This window comes from Mongoliibacter ruber, from assembly GCF_003003005.1.
Classification (GTDB): Bacteria; Bacteroidota; Bacteroidia; order Cytophagales; family Cyclobacteriaceae; genus Mongoliibacter; species Mongoliibacter ruber.
In genome coordinates, this window is the sequence record NZ_PVTR01000003.1 from 348,863 (window position 1) to 365,509 (window position 16,647).

Genomic DNA, 16,647 nt, shown 5'->3' on the forward strand with positions numbered 1-16,647 from the left:
AAAATAAGATCACCACATTATGAGACATCGCAAACTCCAAAGATTCTTAAGAGCAGTAGCTTGGATCCTTGGAGTTTTGCTTTTTTTGGTTTTAGCACTCTTTACCCGTATGGACAGAACCCATTACGGGCAAATGGATTATTACAAAAACACTTTGGCGGCGATTGATTCAATCCCACTAAATTCTTCTGAAAGCGATGTCTGGCTTGCAGGATGGTCTAAGGTAAATACCACACCAAATAATCCTGTCAACCTAGTGGGCTATAAACCACGTGGGGCATATACTTTCGTCCAAGATAGTAGCTTCATAAGGTCTTTAGCGGTAAGCAATGGCGAGAAATCGGTAGTTTTTCTGAGTTATGAACTGATGATTATCCACCCTGTTCTTCATAACAGGATCAAGGAGGCAATAGCACGAGAAAAAATACCGCTGGACTTTATCTACATGACAGCAACGCATACCCATTCAGGGATGGGTGGCTATATGCCAGGATTGGCTGGGAAGCTGGCATTTGGAGGTTATGACGAAAAAGTCATGCAACTTCTAGAAGACAATACATTGCTTAGCATAAAAAGCGCAATCCATCAAATGGATACCGTAAACCTAAATTACAGGGTATCCCCAACAGAGAATTTGGTAGCAAACCGCTTGGTTGCTGAAGATCCTGTAGATCCTTTGGTCAGGCAATTGGTTTTTACAAAAAAAACAGGTGAGAAAGGAATGTTCTTGACTTATGCTGCCCATTCTACCACCCAAAATTCAAAATTCAGAGGCCTATCCGGTGACTACCCACATTACCTGATGGATCACTTTGAGAAAAATGGCTTTGACTTCTCCTTATTCGCCGCTGGAGCAGTCGGTAGCCACAAACCGCTAGCTGAAGGCAACAGCCCCGATCACGTGGAAGCGTATTCCAGGAAGCTATTTGATCAAATCAATGAAAATGAATCTAAGTTGATCCTAGAAGAAGATGCCAGACTATCTTTCGCAAGCTTCCCTTTATTTCTTCGAAAACCTCATTATAGAATTGCGCAAAACATCCGGTTACGCCCATATATTTTCAATGCGCTTTTCGGGGACACCAATGCCCATTTTGACCTGATGCAATTGGGTAACATTTTGTTGGTCAGCTCAAGTGGTGAAATCTCAGGAATATTTATGCAGGAATGGGAAAAATATGCAAGTGAGCATGGTCTCCAGCTCATTATCACTTGTTTCAATGGTGGGTATATTGGGTATATCACACCCGATAAGTATTATGATACGTCCCATTATGAAGTGAGAGATATGAATTGGTTTGGTCCATACAATGGCGCATATTTCGATGAGATTCTTCAAAAGTTCATCAAAAAAGCCTCAAAGTAAAGAACTTGAGCATCATTTTTCGTTAGGTATATGTGTGTTTTATGTGGAAAGACACTATATTTTAAAAGTTTACCTAAACCCAATATACCATGAAAAGGATTTTTAAAACATTTTCCGGTATCAAGTCTTTAATCCAAAATCTTGATGTTGATAAAATCAGCGAACTGTCTAAGAAAGTTGACCTAAATGAAATGATTGGAATAGTCTCCAAAATGAGTGAAGATGACCTTTCAAAAATGATGAAGATGATGAAAGGCGGGGGCCGAAAAAAAGAAATCCCTGCAATCAATGGGGATTTTTATGAATTGGGAAAAACCCTTCCCGCCAATGAAAGGGAAATCCAACTCCGGGTAAGGGAATTTATGGAAAGGGAGATCAGGCCAATAGCCAATGAATACTGGAACAAGGCACAGTTTCCCATGCAAATCATTCCAAAAATGGCAGAACTCAACATTGCAGGACTGACCTATAGTGGCTATGGCTGTCCTGGACATTCTGCTTTGCTGGAAGGGTTCATTGCAATGGAAATGGCAAGAGTTGACACTTCCATTTCGACATTTTTTGGTGTCCAAAGCGGTTTGGCAATGGGCTCAATTTACCTCTGTGGCTCGGAAGAGCAAAAACAGCATTGGCTGCCCAAAATGCAAAAACTGGAAACCATCGGCGCTTTTGGCCTGACAGAACCAGAAGTAGGTTCCGCAGTGGCAGGAGGATTGACGACCACCTGCAAACGGGAAGGTGACGAATGGATTATCAATGGCCAAAAAAAATGGATTGGGAATGCTACATTTTCTGACATCACTGTGATTTGGGCGAGAGATCTCGATGACCAGCAAGTCAAGGGCTTTATTGTAAGAAAAGACAATCCCGGATTCAAACCAGAGAAAATGGAAAATAAAATGGCCCTGCGGACGGTACAGAATGCCTTGATCACGATGAAAGATTGTGCAATACCAGAAAGTGACCGTCTACAAAATGCCAATTCATTTAAAGACACTGCTGCTGTACTTCGCATGACAAGGGCAGGTGTAGCATGGCAAGCAGTAGGTTGTTCCCGAGGAGCCTATGAAGCAGCTTTGAAATACACGAATGAAAGAAGTCAATTTGGCAAACCGATTGCCTCATTCCAATTGGTGCAGGATCTTTTGGTAACAATGTTGGGTGACTTGACTGCCATGCAAAGTATGGTGTACAGGTTGTCTCAAATGCAGGACAATGGAGAATTATTGGATGAACATGCTTCCTTGGCCAAAGTTTTTTGCACTCTAAGGATGAGGGATATTGTCGACCAAGCTAGAGAACTATTTGGTGGCAACGGAATTTTGTTGGAATATGACATTGCCAGATTTGTAGCGGACGCCGAAGCAATCTATTCTTATGAAGGAACAAAAGAAATCAATTCTCTCATAGTGGGCCGTGCCATCACAGGTCACAGCGCATTCGTCTAAAAAATCAATAAAATGAGCGGAATCATAAAAGAGGCTTCGAGTTTTTGACGGAGAGCCTCTTTTTTTTGGTTTTTGGAGAAAAAGTAAAGCAAATGCAGTCCAACAATTAAAAGGAGAATCCCCGTATGCATTTTGAAATAAGAAGGCAGGTAGATAAGCATACCCACCAAGAGTATAAATAGTAATAGACCAATCCAGAAAATAAATTTCTCCAAAACATTTTTTGAAATCACAGACAAAATAGATCCAGAGCCCTCCGAATGGTCCACCTTAGCATCTGTATGGGAAAGAATAAAAAGGTTAAGCAATGCAATCGCAAAATAAATTGATGCGAATAACCAAAAATGAAAAGTCAACTCACCAATCCCTTTAAGCAAAACAGGCGCCAATGCAATCCCAGACACATAAACAAGAGCTGTGGAAATTTCCTTCAACCATGCAGCTTTTTGCCCACTTTTGTATAAAACAGCAAACCAAACTACAATCAGAGTTGAAAGGAGAAAACCTGGTTTGAACAAAAACAATAATTTCTCCATAAATAACATCAGAACAAATCCAACAACGGCAAACAAAAGTACCACCGTGAGGATGGTCTTGAAATATCTTTTGTGAAAAACATGTCGCGGAAATGCCACCTTTGAATTTTTTATAGTCCGGCTATCCATCAAGTGATCTATGCTATAAATGCACCATACAGCCATTCCGAGAAGGAGGTAAACTTCCCAAAACACAGTTACCCCCAGAAGGTCTGCAAAAAACAACAAGCCTGCCATAGCTCCTATTACCACATCAAGGGATAGAATATTAAAATAGAATAATATCGATTTGAAAATTTTCACAAGATGCAAATATATAAGCATCTCGTATCAATTCAGCATTACTTCAAATTTTACCAAACAATGTATCTTCCATAATATTTAACATGTATATCCGCAATCACGCCACTAATCAATAAACGAGGGTTTTTTGGCGAAGGGATACTAATAGATATTTGATTTTTATTGATATTGGTACGAAATCACAGGTTAATTCTATTATTTAGATTCTATTGGTATGAAAACGGATATACATAATATTTAACTAGTCATCATTATGAAAAAAATTGTCTTTTTAAGCATTTTGCTTTGTCTCATTTATATGGAAACATCAGCCCAAGGCCCTATTAAAATTGCATGTATTGGAAATAGTATCACCGAGGGACCTGGAAGGGATAACCCCGACAGTTATCCGCATGTAATGGGGCAACTTCTTGGAAAAGCCTATCATATTCAAAATTATGGAGTAAGCGGAAGAACACTATTAAAGAAGGGGGATTTCCCATTTTGGTCAGAACCGCAATTTGCCGAAGCCCAAGATTTCCATCCTGATATTCTATTGATTAAACTAGGAACAAACGATACGAAGCCTCAAAACTGGGTTTTCAAGGACGATTTCAAAAGAGATTATATCGAAATGATTTCTGAAATGAGAAAATCTATGCCTGATGATGGAAAAGTGTATGTAGTAATTCCAGTTCCTGTATTTAGAGAGAGCTTCAGTATCAGCCCAGATGTAATGGATAAGGAGTTGAGAACAATGTTGTACGAAATAGCTATCTCGACAGGATCTGAGATCATAGACTTATACACACCACTTTTACCATACGCAGACCTATTTCCAGATGGCGTACATCCAAACAAAGAAGGATTGCGAATCATGGCCGAACACCTTGCAAGGGCAATAAGATTATAACAAAAAAAGCTACCGATTAGGGTAGCTTCTTGGGTATTATTGTTAGCTTTTTTATCAGGTACCTTCTAGGGCATTTGCACCGGCAACGATCTCAAGAATCTCATTGGTAATGGCTGCCTGTCTGGTTCTGTTGTATTGAAGTTTGAGTTCTTTCAATAGATCATTGGCGTTTTCAGTCGCTTTGTCCATTGAAGTCATTCTAGCGCCATGTTCAGAAGCATTGCTTTCCAAAACAGCCTTATAAAATTGTGTTTTCAAAGCTTTAGGAACGAGCTCCTCTATTACATATTCCTTTGATGGCTCAAGAATATAATCAGATTCAGCTTTCTCTTCAGCACTGGCTTTGCCCACTACATCACCTCCCATTGGAAGGAATTGCTCAGCAACAACCTCTTGGGTAGCTACATTTTTGAAATGGTTGTAAACCAACACAACTTTATCAAACTTTTTAGTAACAAAGGCGTCCATTACATATTCTGATATTTCTCTTACGCTGTCATAATTGACATCCATAAAAATTTCAGAAAACTGAGGGATAAGTTTGAAGTTTCTTTTTCGGAAGTTTTCCAGCGCCTTTTTTCCTAAAGGAAGTACCGTAAGGTTAACATCCTTGTACTTATTCTCCATCAAATAATTGGAAGCCTTGATCACATTGGCATTGAAAGCTCCACAGAGACCCTTGTCAGAAGTCATTGCGACTACCAACACATTCTGTACAGGCCTTTGATCACCATAAACAATATCCAATTCACCTCCCATAGAAGCAACCACATCGTCTAAGATAGTAGTTAGCTTTTGAGAATATGGACGCATTTTAAGAATTTTATCCTGAGCTTTTCTCAACTTAGCCGCCGCTACCATTTTCATGGCTTTGGTAATCTGCTGTGTTGAAGTCACTGAGGTGATCCTCTGTTTTACTTCCTTAAGGTTAGGCATAGGGATTTCTTTTCAGAAAATATTTGTAAAACCAAAGGCGTAGCTTAACCACACCTTTGGTCATTTTAGTTAATTATTGTTTGGCATATTTAGCAGACAAATCTTTGGCCGCTTGTTCCAAGATCTTTCCAGCTCCATCTAGATCGCTTTTCAGGATCATCTGCAATGCTTCAGGATAGCTTGATTTCAATAGATTGTAGTATTCTTGCTCAAACTGCCTTGCTTTTTCTACAGGAATAGTATCCATAAAACCTTTAGTGGAAACATATATGATCGCAACCTGAAGTTCTACCGGTACTGGAGAGTACTGTGGTTGCTTCAAAATTTCCTGGTTTCTCCTACCTCTTTCGATGGTTCTTTTGGTAGAAGCATCAAGGTCTGAACCAAACTTAGAGAAAGCTTCCAATTCACGGAATTGCGCTTGGTCAAGCTTAAGTGTACCAGCCACTTTTTTCATCGCTTTGATCTGAGCACTACCACCTACCCTTGATACTGATATACCTACGTTAATAGCAGGTCTGATACCAGAGTTGAAGAGGTTGGTTTCCAAGAAAATCTGTCCATCCGTAATAGAGATTACGTTAGTCGGGATATATGCTGATACGTCACCGGCTTGAGTTTCAATAATAGGAAGTGCTGTCAAAGAACCACCACCTTTTACCTTATCTTTCAAAGACTCAGGGAGGTCATTCATTTGCTTTGCAATGGCATCAGAACCATTGATTTTGGCAGCTCTTTCCAACAATCTTGAGTGAAGGTAAAAAACATCACCAGGATAAGCTTCACGTCCCGGAGGTCTTCTCAACAATAGAGAAACTTCACGATAAGCGACAGCTTGTTTTGATAAATCATCATAAATCACCAAAGCAGGACGACCGGTATCTCTGAAGAATTCACCGATACATGCACCTGTAAATGGAGCAAAGAACTGCATTGGAGCTGGCTCAGATGCTGCAGCAGAAACTACCACAGAGTAAGGAAGTGCTCCCCCTTTTTCCAAAGCGGCAACAATACCTGCAACCGTAGATGCCTTTTGACCAATCGCTACATATATACAAAATACAGGCTCACCTCTTTCGTAAAATTCTTTCTGATTGATGATGGTATCAATAGCAACAGCAGTTTTACCTGTTTGACGGTCACCGATGATCAATTCTCTTTGACCTCTACCGATTGGAATCATGGAATCAATTGCCTTGATACCTGTCTGAAGTGGCTCGTTTACAGGCTGACGATAGATTACACCTGGTGCTTTACGCTCAAGCGGCATTTCATAAAGATCACCTTCAATAGGGCCTTTTCCGTCGATTGGGTTTCCTAAGGTATCAACTACCCTTCCCAACATGCCTTCACCCACCTTGATGGAAGCAATACTTTTGGTTCTTTTTACATTGTCACCTTCTTTGACCAACTTGGAGTCACCGAACAATACGGCTCCTACGTTATCTTCTTCAAGGTTAAGAACCATTGCTCTTAGACCATTGTCAAACTCAAGTAGTTCTCCTGCCTGAGCTTTACTAAGTCCATATATACGGGCAACCCCGTCACCAACTTGGAGAACGGTACCCACTTCTTCAAGTTGAGCTTCAGTTTTGACATTGGAGAGTTGTTCTCTCAATATCGCCGAAACTTCATCAGGTCTTACTTGTGCCATTATATTTTATATTAAATGTTATGCGATTATTTTAGAATAATTTGACGAAATACCTTTGGGCAAATTTCAGTCTTAAATCTCTCAGCTTACTGCTTATAGAGTCATCCAAAAGCTTATCATTTACTTTGAGGATAAATCCACCTATAATTTCAGAATCAATTTTCTCAACCAACTCGACTTTATCAAGTCCTGAAATTTCTTTTACTATTTCCACAACGGCATTTCTCAATTCATCGTCGAGCGCAACAGTGGTTGTGATTTCAGCTACTTGTATACCTTTATATAGGTTATACTGTTTTTGGAATTCTCTTCCAGTAGATACAAGGACGTTGGACCTGTTTTTTCTGGTTACGATCCCAAAAAAGCTCATCGTAATATTATTGGCTGATGAAGCAAATAGTTTTTCCAACACCTTGAACTTCTTATCAGTGTTGACGATTGGACTACTAAGCATCAAAACAAAATCGCGATTTCCGGATGCAATAGAAAGCAACAACTGGACATCTGCGATGACTTCTTCCAATTGATCCTTTTCTATAGCCAGTTCCAAAAGCGCCTTAGCATATCTGGATGCAACTTTTATATCTGACATAATCAGTTTAACTTATATTCTTTGATCCACTCCTCTACCAAAGCTTTTTGCTTGGACTCGTCTGCAAGGCTTTTTCTTAAGACTTTTTCGGCTATTGATAGCGAAAGGGCTGCAACTTGAACTTTTACTTCTTCCATAGCCGCATGCTTTTCTGTCTCGATCGCTTTCTTAGCTGCTTCAAGCATTTTAGCTCCTTCTACTTGTGCTACATCTTTTGCTTCTTCCACAATTTTCTTAGCCGTTTCAGTTGCCTTTAACAACATTTCATCTCTTTCAAGCTTGGCTTCGTGGATAATTTTTTCGTTTTCCGCTTTCAGGTTAGCCATTTCATTTCTGGCTATTTCAGCAGATTTCAATGCTTCTTCAATGCTTTTCTCACGCTCATCCAAAGCTGAAAGAATAGGTTTCCATGCAAATTTGGCGAGGATAAACAGAAGTATGGAAAATCCAATGATTTGCCATATGATCAAGCCGGAACCGGGAATAATAAGATCCATATATAGAAATTTTATCTTTTAATCAATTTTTGTTCAATTGTGATAAAAAGGGACTGGCCTAGCGCCAATCCCTGATCTTTGTCTTAGAAAGTGTAATCACCCAAGGCAATAAGTAGACAAACTACTACTGCGAATAGGGATACCACCTCAATAAGAGCGGCGATAATCAACATAGCAGTTTGGATTTTTCCAGCTGCTTCAGGCTGACGAGCGATGCCCTCCATTGCTTGACCACCGATTCTACCGATACCCAGTCCTGCGCCTATCGCTACAATTCCGGCACCGATACCTGCACCCATAAGTGCAAAACCGGCAGTTAATAAGATTGAAGTTAACATACTTGTTAGGTTTTATAAATTGAACAAAGAAATTACTAATTAATGATGATCGTGTTGTGCTACTGCCTGACCAATATACATGGCAGAAAATAGCGTAAATACATAGGCCTGAATCGTGGCTACCAATAACTCAATCATATTGATAAACACAACCATAATCGTACTTGCAAATCCTACAGCATAAGATTCAAAAACGAATATCAAGCCTATAAAACTCAAGATTACAATGTGACCTGCCGTGATCGCTACAAAAAGACGAACCATCAAGGCAAATGGCTTAGTGAATAAACCTATGATTTCTACGGGTACTATTATTAATAACAGTGGTAGAGGAACTCCTGGTGTTGCTACTACGTGCTTCCAATAATCTTTATTTCCATTCAAATTGGTCACAAAGAAGGTGAAAATTGCCAAAGTTGCTGTTACAGCAATGTTTCCTGTCAAGTTAGCTGCCCCTGGAAATAGACCCAGTAAGTTACCAAACCATATAAAGAAGAATATGGTCAGTAAATAAGGGGTAAAGTTTTTGTATTTGTGGTGACCAATATTGGGAAGAGCAATCTCATCCCTTACAAACACTACTATAGGTTCAATAAAAGAAGCTGCCCCTTTTGGTGCTGTTCCTGGATTTTTCTTGTAATGGCTTGCTGCCGCTAAAAGAATCCACAACACAACTGCCAAAACTATAAAAAGCATAGCTACGTTTTTGGTAATGGATAAATCCAGGAAGGATCTATCATCTACAGCCTTCAAATGATCATGCTCATCAATGTAATAGCCATTGTGACCATACTCTTTTCCAAAAAGATGTGTTTCTGGATTTTGAAAGTTTGAGGATGAATAAATCTCAAGACCTCGGTCCGAAGAATAGATAATTACTGGAAGGGGAAGGGTGATATGCGTATGACCAAAAGTCGCAAAATGCCATTCATGCGAGTCCTTTACGTGGTGCATGATAAAACCTGTCTTATCTTCTTCGTCTCCTGCCGCTACAGCCACATTTGAAAAACCAATCCAAAAGACTGACAATAAAACACTTAGGTAAAGAAATTTACGGACCATTAAATGATTTTTTTAAAACCTATTTTGAATTCGGGCGCAAATTAGCCATTACCCCGTATATATCAAACAATAAGTAAAAGAAATAAATGACAAAGAAATTGACCACAAACCAAATAATATTTTCGACCTTAAGTATAAGCATAACCGCTACAAAACCTATACTTGCCAATAGACGGATTCCAATCGCTCCCAATAAAATATTAACCGAATTTTCTTTGCTGATGCTTAAAAGATAATGGCTGAACATTCCGGTTAGCCAAGTCAGAATTACGAAAAAAGACAGTATGACCCAGACCTTCTCATGAATCCAATTTGGTTCTAAAAAGCTTTCCAAAAGAAAAATAATCCCTGCTAGTAGCAATGAGATTAAAAATAACCTGAATGTTAGTATTTTAATTGCGTGCATGCCTCTTGATATGAGGATGCAAAACTATGGTTTTTTCCTCTCTTCATCACTTTTTTCATCCTTTTTCATTGTAATAAATAAATGATAAAAAGAGGCTACCACAGATAAAAATGAAAACAGCAATAGCCAGACGGGAAACTTCATCTGACTTTGCTCTTGAATAAACCATCCTAAAAACGTGCCTAGGCCTATCACTGCAAACATTTGAAAGGATAGACCTATATATTTTAGGAACGTATTCAATTTAACCTGCTGCAAATTGTTTCTTGTCAGAATCCTCTTTGTCTTTTGACTTAGAAACAGTGAGAGAATTAGAATTCATCTGACATTTGCCATTAAAGATGGCACCATTCTCAACGACCAATTTTTGAGTCGAAATATTTCCATTGATAATTGCCGATTTTTTAAGGAATAGCAATTCACTACAGATTACTTCTCCTTCTATTTTTCCGGAAATTTCAGCTTCTTTCGAAGTAATATTTCCCCTGATAATAGCAGAATCCCCAATGACCACTTTGGTAGTGGATTTAACCATACCGTCTACGGTACCTTCTATCCTGATATTACCTTGTGCTGTAATATCACCCGTGATATGTGTTTCTCTTGAAATCACATTACTGGAATTTACCATGTCTACCACTGATTTTTTCTCTTCTGGTTTACTAAACATATCTAATCAAAGGAAATAAATTCTTGAGGATTGAGTGGTGAACCTTGATACCAAAGTTCAAAGTGAAGATGGGGGCCTGAGCTAAGTTCTCCTGTGTTCCCAATAATGGAAATTATTTCTCCACTCCTGACTACATCTCCAACATATTTCAATATTACTGAATTATGTTTATAAATTGAAATCAACTCGTTGGAATGCTGTATAGCTAATACATATCCGGTCTCAAGCGTCCATGAGCTGAAAATAACCGTCCCATCCAAAATAGATTTTACCGCCTCATTTTCTTTTGCCACAACATCCACACCAAAATGATTCTGCTGGGGGTCAAAAATTGCCAGCACTATTCCTTTGATAGGGGTAAAAAAATATGTGCTTGACATAAGGGTTGAGGGGCTACGGCTCTGAACATTCCCCTCCAATGAAAGCCCACTCATTTCCTGAATAATGGATTGGGATCCCTGACTCGGTTGAAATCTTTCTAATTCGGGCTTGGCCATTCCTATTTCAAATCCCGCTGTATCCGAAAATGCCTGAGCCATTTCATCTTCTATCTCTCCTCCCCCTATGATACGTTGAATATTTTGAATATATGCATCCTTCTTTACTACTTCCAGCGCCAAAGAGTCAACTCTATCCGAGAGATTGATAAATAACTCCGTACTTTCAGCAGAAGAAAAAGCAGGATCAAACCAACTCTTTAAAAATGTCTTTGCTAGAATCAACGAAATTCCAAAGCTGATAATTAAAAACAAAATTCCCAGCAACAGGATTTTGGTAGCGGTCACGCTGAAAGAATTCAATACCGCAAAGTCTTCCTCTTTCCTGATTACAAAAAGAAACCTTGACCTGAAGATTTTTTTGATTTTATACTTCATTTAATCTTAACTGTACTTTCGAAAATATAATATTAAGTGAAAGCGTTTATTTATTTGTAACCAAATGCGTTATTTTGGAGCTTTATCAGTAAAATGAACAAATTCTCATCAACTTTTATTCTATTGGTCGTAATTCTGCTGGCAGGTTGTTCTTCAGAAAAGAACACTTTTACCAATAGGATGTATCACAATACCACCTCAAGGTACAATGCTTATTTTTATGCACACAACAATATATTAGCACTTGAAAAGGCAATTAAAGACAACCACCGCGAAGACTATTCACAGGTATTGCCTGTATTTTACCCGATTGACAGCGCGACTATAGAACAACATGAAGAGTTACTGACAGAAGTACGAGACTTTTCTTCCAAAGCAATAGAATGGCATAGGATTTCTAAATGGGTAGACGATAATTACTTTTTACTTGGGATGGCTGATTATTATGATGCTGAATTTGACAATTCTTCAAATACATTTAGATACCTGAATGTCAATAGCAAGAAAAGAAAAATTCGTCATAGAGCGCTGATTCAACTATTGAGGCAATTTATCGACCTGAAAAATTATGATGATGCCACATATGTCATTGATTATCTCTCTAAGGAATCCAGAATCAGTAAGGATAATAGATTTTTACTCTACAAAACATTAGCCTACTATTACGAAAGCAGAGAGGATATCAATGGGAAAATAGGTGCTCTCGACAAAGCTCTTGATTATACAAAAGACAAGGATGAGCGCTCAAGGATAAACTTTATTTTGGCTCAATTGTATCAAAGAGAGGAATTGGATGCTTTGGCATATGGCTATTATAAAGAAGCTGACAAAGGTAACCCTCCTTATGAGAGAAGTTTTTTTGCCCAGCTTTTTGCTCAGCAGGTCGCTGAGATCAACAAAAGTAAAGACATGAGAAGGGTGAGAAGCTTTTATGATGATTTATACAAAGACAGTAAAAACATAGACCTAAGAGACGTAATTTTATACGAGAAAGCACTTTTTGAACTCAAGCAAGATGATGTCGAAGAGGCCGAATCATTGCTCATCAGAGCCGCCAAAGAAGAAGGTAAAAACGAAATTCAAAAGGGCTATATCTATCAAAAATTAGCCGAAATCAGTTTTGATATTAAAAAAGACTTCCGATCAACCAAATTCTACCTGGATTCAGCCATAACCAATTTTAGGCCATCTCATAAATCTTACCAAGAGATAATGTCCAAAAAATCTATTTTTGATGAATATGTCACTCAATACGACATGATCAACAATAATGATAGTCTTATTAGATTAACTCAACTGAGCCCTGAAGAACAGGAACTCGTAGCTGAGAAATTTATAGCACAGGAAGAAGACAGGCTACTCAGGGAAGCTGAAGCAAAAGAGAAGCAAAAAAGCAGTACTAGCATATTCGACAACCTGCTGGCGTTTGGAGGTAGGGGTTCAGGTCAATCTTTTTACTTTGACAACGCAGTAGTCATGCAACAGGGGACTATTGATTTCTATAGAAACTGGGGCAATAGATCACTTGAGGATAACTGGAGACGAAATGTTCAGAATTTCCAAAGTACGGGCAGTAGTGCAGAAGAGTTGGGAATGGAGGATGAAAAAGTAATTGAAGAAGTAGAAGAAACAAATGTCTTCGCTGATATCCCCGACAAGGAATCCCTTTTGGCTAATATTCCAAAAACTGACGAACAAATCGATTTACTCAAACTTGAATTGGAAGAAGCGTACTTTGAATTGGGCAAACTGATGTTTTTTGACTTCAAAGAAGCTCAGATATCAAAAGAGTACCTAGAAATCTTGATCACATCTTACCCCAATTCCAACAAAAAAGCCGAAGCTTATTATATTTTATATTTGGCTGCGCGAGAACTCGGCGGGAATGAGGAGCTTTATGTGCAAAGACTAAACAGGGAATTTCCTGATTCTCCATACACCTATTCTGTCAATAATCCCGGTGCATTGACAGGAAACCAAGCGTTTTTGGCATCCTCAAAAAATTACAAGGAAGCCTATGATTTTTATTACAACAGGCAATATCAAGAGGCAAGAAATAAAGTGAGAAACACTTTGGAAAACTATCCCCTTACCAAAAACACCGATAGGCTGATGTTGCTTGATATAATGGTTTCCGGAAAAGTTGACGAAACTGACAGGTACAAATCCAGGCTTGAAAATTATATCCAAACTACAGAAGATACTGAGTTGGTAAAAATGGCAAGAAATATGCTTAATGCACTGACAGGCGAGCAAAACATCGCCGAAGCTCAAACCGACATTGCTGAAGAGGATTCCAGTACAGAAGTCCTGGAAAGCGATGAAGAAGGTGAAGGCACAGAGAATGAGGAAGAAGAATCACCTTACAAAGAAAATCCTAATCAAACTCATATATTTGTCATCGCATTGGAGTCAGATAAGGCAAAAAATGCAAAAAGTCTATTGGCTGACCTTGAGACTTTCCACTCCGCAAACTTTGGCAGTGCTAGACTGAGAACAGGAAATATGAATATGAGTAAGGAGGAATCTATTTTCATCGTGAGTCCGTTCAACAATGCCGAGCGGGCAATGACTTACAGTGCTAAATTCATGGAAGAATTTAGTTCAAGTTCACTCGATCAAAGCGATAAGGAAAAAGCCTTTTTGATTTCGATTGAGAACTTCCAGGAATTGAATAAAAGAAAAAATCTAAATGAATACCGCCAATTTTATAAAAAGGCATACTAAACAGCTTTATCAGTAAATTAATAATGACCAAGAAAATCATCAAACTCATTTGGATCGGCTTTGCCGCCGGTTTCCTTGGGTTCATTCTGTTCATCTGGGGAGTCAGTGTCAATTTCCTTGGACTATTTGGGGAGCTCCCAGATTTCAAAGCTTTAGAAAATCCACAATCAGAATTAGCGTCCGAATTGTACTCTGCAGATGGAGTACTTTTAGGGAATTATTTTAGGGAAAACAGAAGCCCCGTGACTTACAATGAGCTTTCACCAAATCTGGTAAAGGCTCTCATCGCTACAGAAGATGTGAGATTTGAAGATCACTCTGGTATAGACCTTCAAAGTATGGGTCGCGTATTCTTTAAATCAATCATCCTGAGGCAATCTGCCGGAGGTGGTAGTACACTTAGCCAACAGACTGCTAAAAACCTTTTTAAGACAAGAAATCTAGAGTCTCAAGGTGTCCTCAGCAGGGTGCCTGGACTTAGAATGCTTGTCATCAAAACCAAAGAGTGGATAGTTGCTGCCAAACTGGAGAAATCATACACCAAAAATGAGATCTTGACCATGTACTTGAATACTTCCGAATTTGGAAGTAATGCATACGGAATCAAAACAGCCTCGAAAACTTTCTTCAACAAATCTCCAAACGAATTGAACGTTCAGGAATCGGCCGTTCTAGTTGGACTTTTCAAAGCCCCAACCTATTATAGCCCTGTATTCAATCCTGAAAATTCACTCAGAAGGAGAAACACTGTGCTTTACCAAATGGAGAAGTACGACTACATCAGTCAGTCGGAAAGGGATTCACTGATGCAGCTTCCAATAGAATTGGATTATAAAGTGGAAAATCAAAACCAAGGATTGGCTACCTATTTTAGGGAAATAATCAAAGCTGATTTGATAAGATGGACCCGAGAAAACCTGAAGTCAGACGGCACTACTTATGACCTTTTTGGGGATGGATTAAGAATCTTCGCCACGATAGACAGTAGGTTGCAAAAATATGCAGAAGAGGCAGTCTCAGAACATATGAATGAGCTGCAGAAGAAGTTTGAAAATGAAATGGGTAATAGAGACCCATGGATAGACAATACTGGAAGGGTAATTCCAAATTTTCTTGAAACCGCAGTAAAAAGAACTGATGCCTATCGAAATCTCGTCAAGAGATACGGGGCTGATTCGGACTCCATAAATATCAAGCTGAAGGAAAAAAAGAGGATGAGGGTATTTTCATGGGAAAAAGGAGAGGTAGACACTTTGATGAGTACCATGGACTCACTGAGACATTACAAAAAACACCTACAGACCGGATTTATGTCTATGGATCCTCATACAGGCCATATTAAAGCCTGGGTCGGTGGAGTAAATCACAAGCATTTTAAGTATGACCATGTGAAACAAGGAAGAAGGCAACCTGGTTCTACATTCAAACCATTTGTCTATGCTGCAGCTATTGAAAACGGATACAGTCCTTGCTACACAGTAATAGATCAGCCTATAGAAGTCAACATCCCGGGTCAACCTTCTTGGACTCCAAAAAATGCTGACGGGAAGTTCTCTTATGAGAAAATGTCAATCCGTAAAGCAATGGCGCAATCCATCAATTCTGTGACTGCCTACATGATGAAAAAACTGAGTCCCCGTGTAGTAGTAGAAACAGCCCACAGATTGGGGATAACAAGTGATTTGGAAGAAGTTCCTGCATTGGCCTTAGGAACAAGTGATGTGTCTGTGTATGAACTTGTAGGGGCGATGGGAACCTTCGTCAATAAGGGAGAACATATCGTTCCCTTTTATATTGATAGAATAGAGGATAAAAACGGCAACCTTCTTCAACAATTTACGCCTAAGAAAAAACCTGCTATGAGTGAAGAACATGCTTATCTCATGTTGTATATGATGAGGGGTGGATTTGAAGAAACAAGAGGGACGAGTCAGGGTGTACCTTGGGCACTTAGAGACGAAGGCAACGAACTGGGTGGAAAGACCGGCACGACTCAAAACGCCTCTGATGGCTGGTATATGGGGCTTAGCAAAGATTTGGTGTCGGGTGTTTGGGTTGGAGGCGACGACAGAGCCATACACTTCAGAAGCTGGATAAGCGGTCAAGGAGGTCAGACAGCTAGACCTATTTGGGTCAAATACATGGCTAAAGCCTACGCGGATCAAACCTTAGGCATTACCAAAGGACCATTCCCAAGACCAGAAAGGCCATTAAGCATTGAGATCGACTGTGATCGTTATGAGATGGAAAGTAACAGGTTCAGTGATTTTGACTTTGATCCTAACAGGGATGATTTCTAAATGACCGAATCGGTTTAAAATAAAAAGTACAATCTCAATCGACAG

The 16,647-nt window shown here is 39.2% G+C and carries 15 protein-coding genes; 5 read left to right on the forward strand and 10 right to left on the reverse strand.

Annotated elements, in window-relative coordinates:
* The first annotated feature begins 19 nt into the window (after positions 1-19).
* Positions 20-1,366, forward strand: a complete 1,347-nt coding sequence (locus tag CLW00_RS07175; protein WP_106132974.1) for a neutral/alkaline non-lysosomal ceramidase N-terminal domain-containing protein — start codon at positions 20-22, stop codon at positions 1,364-1,366.
* 89 nt (positions 1,367-1,455) lie between these two features.
* Positions 1,456-2,814, forward strand: coding sequence for an acyl-CoA dehydrogenase family protein (locus CLW00_RS07180; protein ID WP_106132975.1), 1,359 nt, complete (start codon positions 1,456-1,458; stop codon positions 2,812-2,814).
* Here the strand turns inward: CLW00_RS07180 and CLW00_RS07185 are convergent.
* Positions 2,811-3,653 carry a hypothetical protein gene (locus CLW00_RS07185; RefSeq protein WP_146131376.1) on the reverse strand — a complete coding sequence of 281 codons (843 nt, stop codon included), beginning with the start codon at positions 3,651-3,653 and terminating at the stop codon, positions 2,811-2,813. The genes CLW00_RS07180 and CLW00_RS07185 overlap by 4 nt on opposite strands.
* 253 nt (positions 3,654-3,906) lie before the next feature.
* On the opposite strand from CLW00_RS07185, the gene CLW00_RS07190 reads away from it, so the two are divergent.
* Positions 3,907-4,545 carry a GDSL-type esterase/lipase family protein gene (locus tag CLW00_RS07190; RefSeq protein WP_106132977.1) on the forward strand — a complete coding sequence of 213 codons (639 nt, stop codon included), beginning with the start codon at positions 3,907-3,909 and terminating at the stop codon, positions 4,543-4,545.
* A 54-nt stretch (positions 4,546-4,599) separates the two neighbouring features.
* Here the strand turns inward: CLW00_RS07190 and atpG are convergent, their stop codons facing one another.
* The 9 genes from atpG to CLW00_RS07240 form a co-directional block, all read right to left on the reverse strand.
* Positions 4,600-5,481, reverse strand: a complete 882-nt coding sequence (gene atpG / locus CLW00_RS07195; RefSeq protein ID WP_106132978.1) for an ATP synthase F1 subunit gamma — start codon at positions 5,479-5,481, stop codon at positions 4,600-4,602.
* 73 nt (positions 5,482-5,554) lie between these two features.
* On the reverse strand, positions 5,555-7,135 hold the full coding sequence (atpA, locus tag CLW00_RS07200; RefSeq protein ID WP_106132979.1) for a F0F1 ATP synthase subunit alpha: 1,581 nt from the start codon (positions 7,133-7,135) through the stop codon (positions 5,555-5,557).
* Positions 7,136-7,166: 31 nt separating this feature from the next.
* Entirely contained in the window at positions 7,167-7,727 is a 561-nt protein-coding gene (gene atpH / locus CLW00_RS07205; RefSeq protein ID WP_106132980.1) for an ATP synthase F1 subunit delta, read from the reverse strand.
* A 2-nt stretch (positions 7,728-7,729) separates the two neighbouring features.
* Positions 7,730-8,224 (reverse strand): F0F1 ATP synthase subunit B, encoded by a 495-nt coding sequence (atpF, locus tag CLW00_RS07210; protein WP_106132981.1) that lies wholly within the window; start codon positions 8,222-8,224, stop codon positions 7,730-7,732.
* 83 nt (positions 8,225-8,307) lie between these two features.
* Complete coding sequence (gene atpE / locus CLW00_RS07215) at positions 8,308-8,562, reverse strand: ATP synthase F0 subunit C (protein ID WP_009032918.1); 255 nt, start codon at positions 8,560-8,562, stop codon at positions 8,308-8,310.
* 39 nt (positions 8,563-8,601) lie between these two features.
* Entirely contained in the window at positions 8,602-9,624 is a 1,023-nt protein-coding gene (gene atpB / locus CLW00_RS07220; protein WP_106132982.1) for a F0F1 ATP synthase subunit A, read from the reverse strand.
* 430 nt (positions 9,625-10,054) lie between these two features.
* The gene (locus tag CLW00_RS07230) at positions 10,055-10,288 is read right to left on the reverse strand and encodes an AtpZ/AtpI family protein (RefSeq protein WP_342747903.1); all 234 of its coding nucleotides are present in this window, start codon (positions 10,286-10,288) and stop codon (positions 10,055-10,057) included.
* Positions 10,275-10,700 carry a bactofilin family protein gene (locus CLW00_RS07235; protein WP_106132984.1) on the reverse strand — a complete coding sequence of 142 codons (426 nt, stop codon included), beginning with the start codon at positions 10,698-10,700 and terminating at the stop codon, positions 10,275-10,277. The genes CLW00_RS07230 and CLW00_RS07235 overlap by 14 nt, the downstream gene beginning before the upstream one ends.
* Before the next feature lie 2 nt (positions 10,701-10,702).
* Positions 10,703-11,575, reverse strand: a complete 873-nt coding sequence (locus tag CLW00_RS07240) for a M23 family metallopeptidase (RefSeq protein WP_106132985.1) — start codon at positions 11,573-11,575, stop codon at positions 10,703-10,705.
* A gap of 93 nt (positions 11,576-11,668) precedes the next feature.
* Here CLW00_RS07240 and porW point away from each other — a divergent pair, with 93 nt between their 5' ends.
* Both porW and CLW00_RS07250 read left to right on the forward strand, forming a co-directional pair.
* Positions 11,669-14,302 (forward strand): type IX secretion system periplasmic lipoprotein PorW/SprE, encoded by a 2,634-nt coding sequence (gene porW, locus CLW00_RS07245; protein WP_106132986.1) that lies wholly within the window; start codon positions 11,669-11,671, stop codon positions 14,300-14,302.
* Positions 14,303-14,325: 23 nt separating this feature from the next.
* Positions 14,326-16,602 (forward strand): penicillin-binding protein 1A, encoded by a 2,277-nt coding sequence (locus CLW00_RS07250; protein WP_106132987.1) that lies wholly within the window; start codon positions 14,326-14,328, stop codon positions 16,600-16,602.
* Positions 16,603-16,647 lie beyond the last annotated feature (45 nt).